The sequence below is a fragment of the Christiangramia aquimixticola genome, assembly GCF_048285835.1.
GTDB classification, from domain to species: domain Bacteria; phylum Bacteroidota; class Bacteroidia; order Flavobacteriales; family Flavobacteriaceae; genus Christiangramia; species Christiangramia aquimixticola.
Map to the genome: position 1 here is coordinate 127,621 of NZ_JBLVTL010000004.1, position 9,253 is coordinate 136,873.

At 34.8% G+C, this 9,253-nt stretch carries 6 protein-coding genes; 1 reads left to right on the plus strand and 5 read right to left on the minus strand.

Going from position 1 to position 9,253, the window contains the following annotated elements; translation table 11 throughout:
- Position 1: 1 nt before the first annotated feature.
- The 5 genes from ACNKXV_RS09800 to ACNKXV_RS09820 form a co-directional block, all read right to left on the minus strand.
- Entirely contained in the window at positions 2 to 1,294 is a 1,293-nt protein-coding gene (locus ACNKXV_RS09800; RefSeq protein ID WP_417907548.1) for a restriction endonuclease subunit S, read from the minus strand.
- Positions 1,284 to 3,905, minus strand: coding sequence for a type I restriction-modification system subunit M (locus ACNKXV_RS09805; RefSeq protein WP_417907549.1), 2,622 nt, complete (start codon positions 3,903 to 3,905; stop codon positions 1,284 to 1,286). The genes ACNKXV_RS09800 and ACNKXV_RS09805 overlap by 11 nt, the downstream gene beginning before the upstream one ends.
- A gap of 114 nt (positions 3,906 to 4,019) precedes the next feature.
- On the minus strand, positions 4,020 to 5,180 hold the full coding sequence (locus tag ACNKXV_RS09810; protein WP_417907550.1) for a hypothetical protein: 1,161 nt from the start codon (positions 5,178 to 5,180) through the stop codon (positions 4,020 to 4,022).
- A 3-nt stretch (positions 5,181 to 5,183) separates the two neighbouring features.
- Positions 5,184 to 7,634, minus strand: a complete 2,451-nt coding sequence (locus ACNKXV_RS09815) for an N-6 DNA methylase (RefSeq protein WP_417907551.1) — start codon at positions 7,632 to 7,634, stop codon at positions 5,184 to 5,186.
- Positions 7,635 to 7,715: 81 nt separating this feature from the next.
- Positions 7,716 to 8,720 (minus strand): helix-turn-helix transcriptional regulator, encoded by a 1,005-nt coding sequence (locus ACNKXV_RS09820; protein WP_417907552.1) that lies wholly within the window; start codon positions 8,718 to 8,720, stop codon positions 7,716 to 7,718.
- 87 nt (positions 8,721 to 8,807) lie between these two features.
- Between ACNKXV_RS09820 and ACNKXV_RS09825 the strand changes: the two genes are divergently transcribed.
- On the plus strand, positions 8,808 to 9,253 hold a 446-nt coding region (locus ACNKXV_RS09825; protein WP_417907553.1), incomplete at its 3' end, for a hypothetical protein.

The following is a 9,253-nucleotide window of genomic DNA, read 5'->3' on the forward strand; positions in this document are numbered from 1 at the left end:
TTTATTTTCTGTTTTTTAAAACCTCTACCTCTACTCTCCCGGTTAATAAATCCTGCATTAGCCCCTTTTTTAAGCTTTGGTATTTCTGTAAGATTTTATATTCCTGCTGTATTATTTTTCTAATTTCCTCTAGCCTCATAGAAATCATTCTTTGCTCATCTAGAGAAGGGTTTAGAACTTTAAATGAGTTAATTTTATCCAACCCCAAATCAGGTACGCCTATACTTTGAACTTCTACTTTTATTTGTCTTTGCAAAGTATTTGATCTAATATATTCTTCTAAATATCCTGAAATCATTTTTTTTTCATCAACTTTAATCATACAGGCACTATGAAGAATACTGAATTCAGGCATCCAGGATACTACAGCACAAACTTTACCCAGGCCTGCACCAATTCGAGTAAATACTAAATCTCCTACTTCCAAATTGGTTTTTTTCCGATTCTTAAGATGAGCTTTACTAGAAATGAACTTGCATTTATCAAAGGTTATCATTTCATTTTCATCAAAATCTTTTGGGGAAATAATAGGTACTCCATCATCAAAATAAATTGGGGTAAAGTGATCTCGGTCTGCAACTTTAGTAGTAACTTTTTGTAGCTTACTTACCTCCCACTCCTTCGGAATCCACCCCAGTTCGGTTTCTTTATATAAATGAGGTGCATCTTTATAAGCTGTTCGCAATTGGCCAGTATTTAAGTCTATGCCGCGGGTAAATAGGTCTTGCATCATTCCCTGTTTGATTGCTCTGTACTTGGCAATGGCCTCCTCAGTCTTTTCTATCACCGCATCAGCGGTGTTGAGGATTTTGGCAATTTTGCGTTGGTGATTGATATCTGGAATGGGAAGAGCTATTTTACCCATGACATCGTTCATCAATTTAGGATTTCCAATGTAGGAAACATAATTTTTACTTATTCTACCCAAATGATATTTGAAAAAGGTTAAATCTGTTTTATCTGAAGATTTTGGAATTAATGTTCCACAAACATTCGTACAATTAAATTTGCCTTCCCTTTTAAAAACAGTACCTGCATTTGCTCCATCAGTAGTCCACGTTATTAATTCAGTATGAAAATCATAGGAGTCTATATACCCCATAATCCCATTGTTTGAAGTTTGGGACGAATAAACAGGAAAAACCCCTCTATTGCTTTGAATTTCTTCTTGACTAATAACTCTACCTCTACCAAGATTAAATATTTGATTTATAGATACCTCTCTCCAAGTGTCAGGAAAAGATTTGAAACCAGATACTTCCCGCAGGTTTTTTTCAAATATTCTATTTTTCATACCCTAACTCTTTTAAAAAGTTATTAAGCTGTTCGGCTTCAGTATTACGCTGCTGAACAATATCTTTTAAGGTAGTATTATATTTCACCTGCAGGTTTTGCACTGCAGCAATGTAATCGTTCACAAATACTTTTACATAAGCTTTATATCGGCTTTGCAGCAGCTCCAGCCAGCGCTTAAGAATGAGAGTTTTAGCCTCGGACTCAGTAATCTTCTCCCTGGCGGCATCTACCAAAGTGTCCCTTTTGGCTTCAGCAGCTTTCAAATTTGCTTTCAGGTCTTTTAAATCTGTGGTTAACTCATTGTGCTTTTCCAGTTGAGAATCTATTTTTTTCTTTCTGGTTTCAGCAGCAGGAATTTTCTCCTTAATCAAGTCGGCTATTTGATGTTGCAGTTCTCTAATTTCTGCAGCATTGCCATTGGCATCTTCCAGAACTTTCAATGCGGCTTTAAATTCCTTTAACTGCTTTCTATGATTCTTTAGGTTAGCATTAACTTCCTTTAAACGGGCCTTCAACTCCTTTACATTTTCTTTATTGAGGACTCCAGTTTCGTTTTCATCTTCATAATCTTCAGCTTCGGCAGCATCAAAAAGGCTTTCCAGTTCGGCAATTCGATTGCGATCCGCATCCATTTGTTCCAGCACCTCAGGAAACTGGCTTTGTAGAATATCAATTTCAGGTATAAGTTCAGGACCCCAGCCACTGGCTGCTACAGATTTAAATTCAGATTTAAGGTCATCCCAAAATCCTGCAAAGGCACCACGAATTTCGTGCTCGTCTAAAGCTTTTAAATCGTTTAGTTCTTCAATGATGGCCGGCATTACTCTTTTACGAAGCAGGGCGGCATTACCGGAGTTTGGTAGGGATTCAAAATCTTCTCTACGGTCTTCCCACCAGGAACTAATCTTTTTTCGGTAAGATTCATACAGGTGTTCTATTTTTGGGCTTTGTTCCACATATTCCTTAATCGCTTCCTTGCTTGTAATCCCATCAGCAAAATCAAATAAATCTTCATCACGCTTTTTGAAGATTTCATCATTCAGTCCAAAAATAGCTTCAGATAAAGGCTCTAATTGTGCAACCTCTTCCGCAGGCATCCCTCCGTTAAGATGCGCTTTTATATTTTGTGGTTCAGCTTCCGGAGAATTATCTACATAGCGACGAATGTTGAGATTGTAGTCTTCCTCCTGTATTTCTTCAACTTTTACTAGTCGGCTGTATTTATCTATATCGGTTTTACTGAAATAAGTATTGGTGATCTTCTCAATATCTTCAGGTCGCAATTTATTCTGGTTCTTGCCCTCTTTGTATTCCCTATCGGCATTAATAAACAAGATTTCTTTTCGGTCTTTGGCGTTCTTTTTATCGAAAACCAGCACACAAGCCGGGATGCCGGTACCGTAGAATAAACCAGATGGCATACCAATTACAGCTTCCAGGATTCCCCGGCGAATAAATTCGGCCCGGCATTCTTTTTCATCACCACTTCTAAACAATACCCCGTGCGGCATTACCACCGCCATTTTCCCATCATTCTTCAATACACTAAGCATATGCTGAACGAACATAAAATCGGCTTTCTTCCCACCTTCAGGCATAAAAGTGTGGAAGCGCTCAGGGAACTTCATTTCTTTTTTGGAGTAATTCTGCGAAAACGGAGGATTTGCTATTACCCGGTCAAAACTCATCAGGCTGCCATCTTCTGCCTTATGTTCGGGACTTTTTAAGGTATCCTCATTTCTAATGTCCGCATTTCGAACTCCGTGTAGAATCATATTCATTTTACAGATGGCCCATGTGGTCCCACTATCCTCTTGTCCATACAAGGAAAGATCTCTGGGATTTCCTCCATTTTCCTGAACAAAGTCTTTAGCCTGGATCAACATACCGCCAGATCCTACAGTAGGATCATAGATGCTCATTCCTTCCATTGGAGCAATAATCCTAGTGAGTAAAGCAACTACTTCTGAAGGTGTATAAAACTCCCCGCCTTTTTTACCAGCGCTATCAGCAAAATATTTGATCAGGAATTCATAGGCAGCTCCAAGAAGATCCGGAAATTCGAAGTCTTCATCTCTTAATGGAATCTTATCAAATTTGGTAATAAAACTTACCCATTTTGAGTCATCGATTGTTTTCTTTCCAACCTTACGGTTATAGTTAATACTTTTAAGTACATCTTCCAGTACTTCCGGTTTGGCATCTTCAATAGCCGCCAGAGCTTTATTAAGTCCGGAACCAACATTCTTTTTTAAATGCAGTATTCCCTTAAATTCCTTTTTATCAACATCCTCATCCTGTGCTAGAGCTTTCTTTTCTTCTTCAGTGAGTGTCCACCGGGCGATTGGCGGCACGAAATAATCATATTTTGAAGGGTTGTCTAGTTGCTTTTGAATAAGGTCATCTCGCAGGCCTTTCGCCTCGTATTCCTTTCGTAATGCATTCCGTTGCTCAACAAATTTATCATTGGCTCTTTTCAGAAAGAGCATCCCGAAGATAAATTCTTTGTATTCTGAGGCATCCATCTTTCCCCTGAGCTCATCACAAGCACTTAGAAGTAAGGACTCGAGTTTAGGCAGAGTAAGTTTCTGTTTATGTGTAGTCGTCATTAAGATTTATGGTAAATTTGTGATTAGTAATTGATGTATCAACCAATCAGTCTCAACGGTGTAGGGAGAGTTAAGATTGGTACAATTTAAGAAAATTCTTGCTTCCTCAAAGCATTATATTTTTTCAAATTTCTTTACATACATAGGATAAAGATTTTTATTCCTAGAATTTCTATTTTCTGTGACATTCAATATTCTAAGTTGCTGGCCAGGTTCTATAATACCGTGGATTTCTTTGTAACTTAAAATATACTCACCACAGTGGTAATTCCTTAAAGAATCTTGTTCCAAAGGCCCCTCAAATATATTCTGATCCTTTACTTCCCTCCATTTTGAACTAGGCAGCAATCCTTTTTTCTCTTCTAGAAACAATTTATTAAAAGCTATAAGCACATCCATTATTTGAAATAAACATGATTTGAACAAATAACCATTTCCTACCTCAAGGGAATACTCATCAGCCTTATATCTTAGTTTGCTTTTTGCATGTGATCCATCCTGTAACATATCTAAAAGGTTTGGTAATAGAAAATTGATCATTGGATGGAAATAATACTTGCTCAAAGGAAAGTCTGGACTCTGTCCACATAGAAATTCAATAATATCTGTAAGACTAGCTCCTTTTAATTTGTAGGGAACTAAACTCTTGTTAACACATTGATCTACCAGTTTTTCAATTATCTTTCTGAGCTTTGTAAAATCATTTTTTGGCTGATCGAATGTGCCACCATTTAATATTTTCAGATGAAGATCAAGTAAGGTTTTTTCGGATTCATAATCCAGAAAATTATTTTTAAAAATTTCAAAAGCATCCGGATAATCTTTTCTGATTTTAGTTCTTTCAATATTATTCGCAGCGCTTTTAATATCCTCCCAAAGCTGAACTGTATCTGACGGTTCATTTTTATCATAAACTACTTTCGAACCGAATGATTCTCCAAATACATTAACTAAAGTATTATTATCTTTTACAAAGGAAGGTTGCCCAGAATAAATGAACCAAGGAATCAAATAATCTCGTTTATTTTCATTGAGGAACTTTGCGACATTTCCGAATGCATCCTCTGAGACATTATCTAAGCTATCCTCTGAGCTGGAAAAAAACAAACCATCTAATATAATAGCGTCATAATGATCTGGATTGGCTCTCAATAATTCTAATCCTTCAACTGAATTACTTACTCCCTTTAATTTGATACCCTCTCTTAAAGCCCGATTTATTAACGTTTCAAAGGTCTCGTGTTCATCGTCAAACCATAATACTGTATATTCCATTTTTTAAACTTTTAATTCTACTGGTAGCTTTAACTCTAGACTGGTAACATATTTATAGTTACCGCCATCATTTTCATTATTATTGATTAGTTCTACTTGACCATTATGTACTTCAATGATGGTATTTATTAAATATCCTCCATATCCATTACCTGCATTTTCCCCAGTTCGACTTCCTTTTCTAATAAATTTCGATGTACCAAATTTATCAGGTAAAGATTTACCAGTATTACTAATGACGATCTTGATTGTGTCCTCCCCTTCTTTATAGGAAATTTTTATTTGTAGCTCCTTATCCTGCAAAGCAAGATCCGCAAACGCATGTTTATTTGCATTCTCAACTATATTTTCAAATACTTTTTTGAGTAGTTTTCGGTCTGCTTTAATGACTAGATTTTCCTTCAAAACTGGTTCTGAAAAAACATCATCAAACTTAAAATCTACAGCGAAAAGATTTCTTTTAAGAACCCTCAATTCAGAGGTATATTTTTCAAGGAAATTAAAAATCGGAATTTCTTCGATTTCTTTGTCTAGAATATCTATTTTAAGACTGGCCCTGCTAAGAGTTTGACGAGCATTTTCCAATTCCCGATTTAAAATGTCTAAATATTTTTGAAGGGGCAATGTAGTATCGTTCTCTGCCTTCGCTTCCTTAATTTTTGGACATATGGTTTGCTCTAATTCATTTATAATTTTGGTAAGGTCTTCCGAGGCATCCCTAGATTTTTGTAGATTTCCTGCCAAAGAATGTCTCAAAAAACTTATATCATCAGCTATATCAACACCCATTTTTGAACGAAGCTCCTCAAGCTTTCGTTCTTCCTCTTTTATAATTTCTCTTCTAAAAGTAGATATAAGCTCCTTTTGGTCGTTAAGATCAGGAAGGTTCATTCTTATGCTTAAGAAGTCCTGAATCGAGAGAGACTTTAACATGCTAGCACCTCCATAGGCCAGAACTTGTTCTTTAACCTCCTTTGAGTGCAGAACTTGGATAAGATATGATAGATGTATTTGGCTTCTATCCACTTTAAAAGGCACGATATTAGGAGCAATACAGACAGGTTCATTTTGCACTTCTAACCATGTAGGCTTCAGTTGCCCCATATGAACTGAAATCAACAAGCAGCTTTCATTTACAAATCCACCAAGAGGTTTTGATGTTAGGCCTTTTGCAGCTTTTTCTGGCCTAAGAATATAATCTATAGGATCGTTTTTCAAATCTCCTAGATCTACTTCAGGATAAAAAGCTAATACATTTTCCCGATTTTCCGTTCTTCCAGGTTCTAAAAAGTTAGAAAGCTTTTCACCATCATAAACCGGTAACCAGTATCTCAAAACATTTAAATCATAATCATTTTCTGCTACTTCACTTGTACTTACATACCTTACTTCATCTATTTCATCTTTCTGCAATAGAATTTCATTAAAGTCAGAGAGCTCCTCTCCTATATTTTTCCTAGGATTTTTTATTTTATCACCTGTAAGATCTATCATCTTGATTGATGAATGATTTTTTCTTGGACTTTGAAGTATTATTCCTGATAACATTATCCCAGAATGGCCTAATATTCCCGAAGGAAATTGAACAATTGTAGAAACCATCCCATTTTCTACTAAGTGTTTTCGGTAATTCTTCAGGAATTTTGCATTTGATGATAAAATTGAAGATGGAAACAAAAACATTGCCTTCTGGCGTTCCTTTAAATCTTGAGTCCCTTTATATAAGGCATATTCTTCAATTCTTTTTATTCGCCCAAAATTGTTGACCATACCAAGACTACGCTCAATAGGAACATTAAAAGGTGGTACGGAAATTATTAAATCATTTGGCCCATCAATACCCCGCCAAAATTTTACAGAATCTTCTAATTTTAGATCTGCCTTAATCTCTATTCTCTTATTAGCTAGCCTTAACAATCCAAGAATCCATACTACGAAATCTCTCTCTTGTCCTAAATAGGGTATCTCATTCGAATAAAAACTTAAAGTACCCGTACCAGAAAATGGATTGTAAATTTTTGTGTCGGAATGAAAATCAATTAACCCCATTAAAAATTGCACTAATTCAATTGGTATAGGATAAGACATAGAATTTTGCCTACCTTCAAGAGTAACAAGAATCAAACTGTCAATAATTCCAGGAACGTCTTCCGTTTCATAACTGCAGACAAAATCTGTATCAAATGCATAAATCTCATCTAAATCATCTTCACTTAATTGAAGGAAATCCCCCTTTAAATTGGATATTGCTTGATATAAATACTTACTTCCAAAGAAATCGACTGGATTTTCAGATTCTAAACCTTTTTGAATTTTTTCCTCATCCAATCTATTTTCTTGCAATAGCACATAGGCTATAATTACCTCAGGCTTAATTTTCTTCGCTAAACGTGAAAACTCGTGAAAAATTTCTTTTTTAGATTTATACCCCTCTGAATGATTCATATCCGACATAAAATGGAAAAATTTAAATAATTACTTTGAAATTCAGTACAAACTAACAATCTATATATGCACTCATTCTGCATACTTAAACTATTTATATTTTAAGTTTAATTTAGAAGCGTAATCCTTCATTTTATTCCTAACCAATTCTGGCTCGGCAACTACTAAATCGCTACCGAAGGATAGGAGCATTTGGTACAGTTCAAAATTTGGAATAACATTAATAACAACAGTTCTATTTTCTTTGTCTTTTCGATCTAATTTTTGGGAACCATGAAGTGGTTTAGTAAGAATATATTTAATCCGATCTAGTGAAAATCGGAGTTTTATATCGAGAGGCTTCACACCTTCAGGTTTAGTCACTCCTACTATATCTTCAAAATAGTCGAACCAATTTATACTAGATGGAATATATTTTTCTCCTGTTTCTTTACAGGACACTATTCGATCTAATGGATAATTAGATATTGCTTCAAATTCCTCATTATAACAAAATAAAAACCATCTTGAATTATATTGTTTTAGATAATATGGATGAATTAGGAATGACTCCTTTTCTTTTTTATATGGTTGATACTCTAGCTTCACAACCTTTTTCTTCAAAATTAAATTGAATAAATGTCCTAAGTGTTGCCTACCTTCAAGATCAGGATTCTCCTCATAGCCTATAATATCATCATCAACTCCAGAAACGAGGTCAAATGCCATTTCCATTCTAGGTATAAATTCTTCTATCCATTTAAATTCCTGCCTATGTTTATACCTGGAAAGAATTTGAATTGTAGTTTCGAGCTGGTCACTATCACTTTGATTTAATGGATGGTCTGAAATAGAAAAATCTTTATTTGAATACCTGAAAACTCTTTTTTTTCCAATTTTAAGATTCTCATCCAGTTCGATTCCGAATCCGGCATCGGATTCCATGAACTTAATATCATATTGAAGTTGACGAAGTTGGATCGGCTCAGCACCATTCTCAATTAAAATACTGTTAACCTCTCCTAGAAGATCTTGATAAGTATAAATTCTTTGGAAGTTGCTAAAGCATTTATCTAAAACGGAGTAACGAATTTGAGCTTTCTTGTTAATCGACATGAAAAATCTTTGATATAATCAAACATACTAAAAAAGGATGCAATGGATCTGCATAGATGCTTTAAAACTTCAAAACAATAAATAACCATGAAGAAACTTGATCTCATAACCCTCGCTACTAAAAAGAAATTAAATTCTAAAAACAAGAGGAAGAATGATTTTGAAATGAATGAAACCTCAGAAATCGGTCCGGTTTATTTTGATGGTTCCAAAAATATATATCCAAGAGTTTTAAGGCTAATTGACAAATTTATTAAGTCTCTCAAAAAACGAAATGTAAGATTTAAATTTTCCTATTATGGCTCCTATATAATTATCGAAAACTTGGATATTCAGTTTTATATTAAGGAAAAGAATCAAAGAGTTAAGTTTATTAATTCATATGGTCGGGAAGAGTCTAAATTAGAACCAACAGGCAGAATACGTTTGAATATAATTCATAACCTTTCTAAAAGGCAATGGATTGATGGGAAAGCATCAAAACTGGAAAATAAGATTGAAATCATAGCTGATCAATTAATCAAGTTTGCTAA

What these genes read in the sequence shown, in the direction of transcription:
- ACNKXV_RS09815 (WP_417907551.1), bottom strand. Translation starts at nt 7,634, where the DNA reads ATGTCGGATATGAATCATTCAGAGGGGTATAAATCTAAAAAAGAAATT.
- ACNKXV_RS09820 (WP_417907552.1), bottom strand. Translation starts at nt 8,720, where the DNA reads ATGTCGATTAACAAGAAAGCTCAAATTCGTTACTCCGTTTTAGATAAA.
- ACNKXV_RS09800 (WP_417907548.1), bottom strand. Translation starts at nt 1,294, where the DNA reads ATGAAAAATAGAATATTTGAAAAAAACCTGCGGGAAGTATCTGGTTTC.
- ACNKXV_RS09810 (WP_417907550.1), bottom strand. Translation starts at nt 5,180, where the DNA reads ATGGAATATACAGTATTATGGTTTGACGATGAACACGAGACCTTTGAA.
- ACNKXV_RS09805 (WP_417907549.1), bottom strand. Translation starts at nt 3,905, where the DNA reads ATGACGACTACACATAAACAGAAACTTACTCTGCCTAAACTCGAGTCC.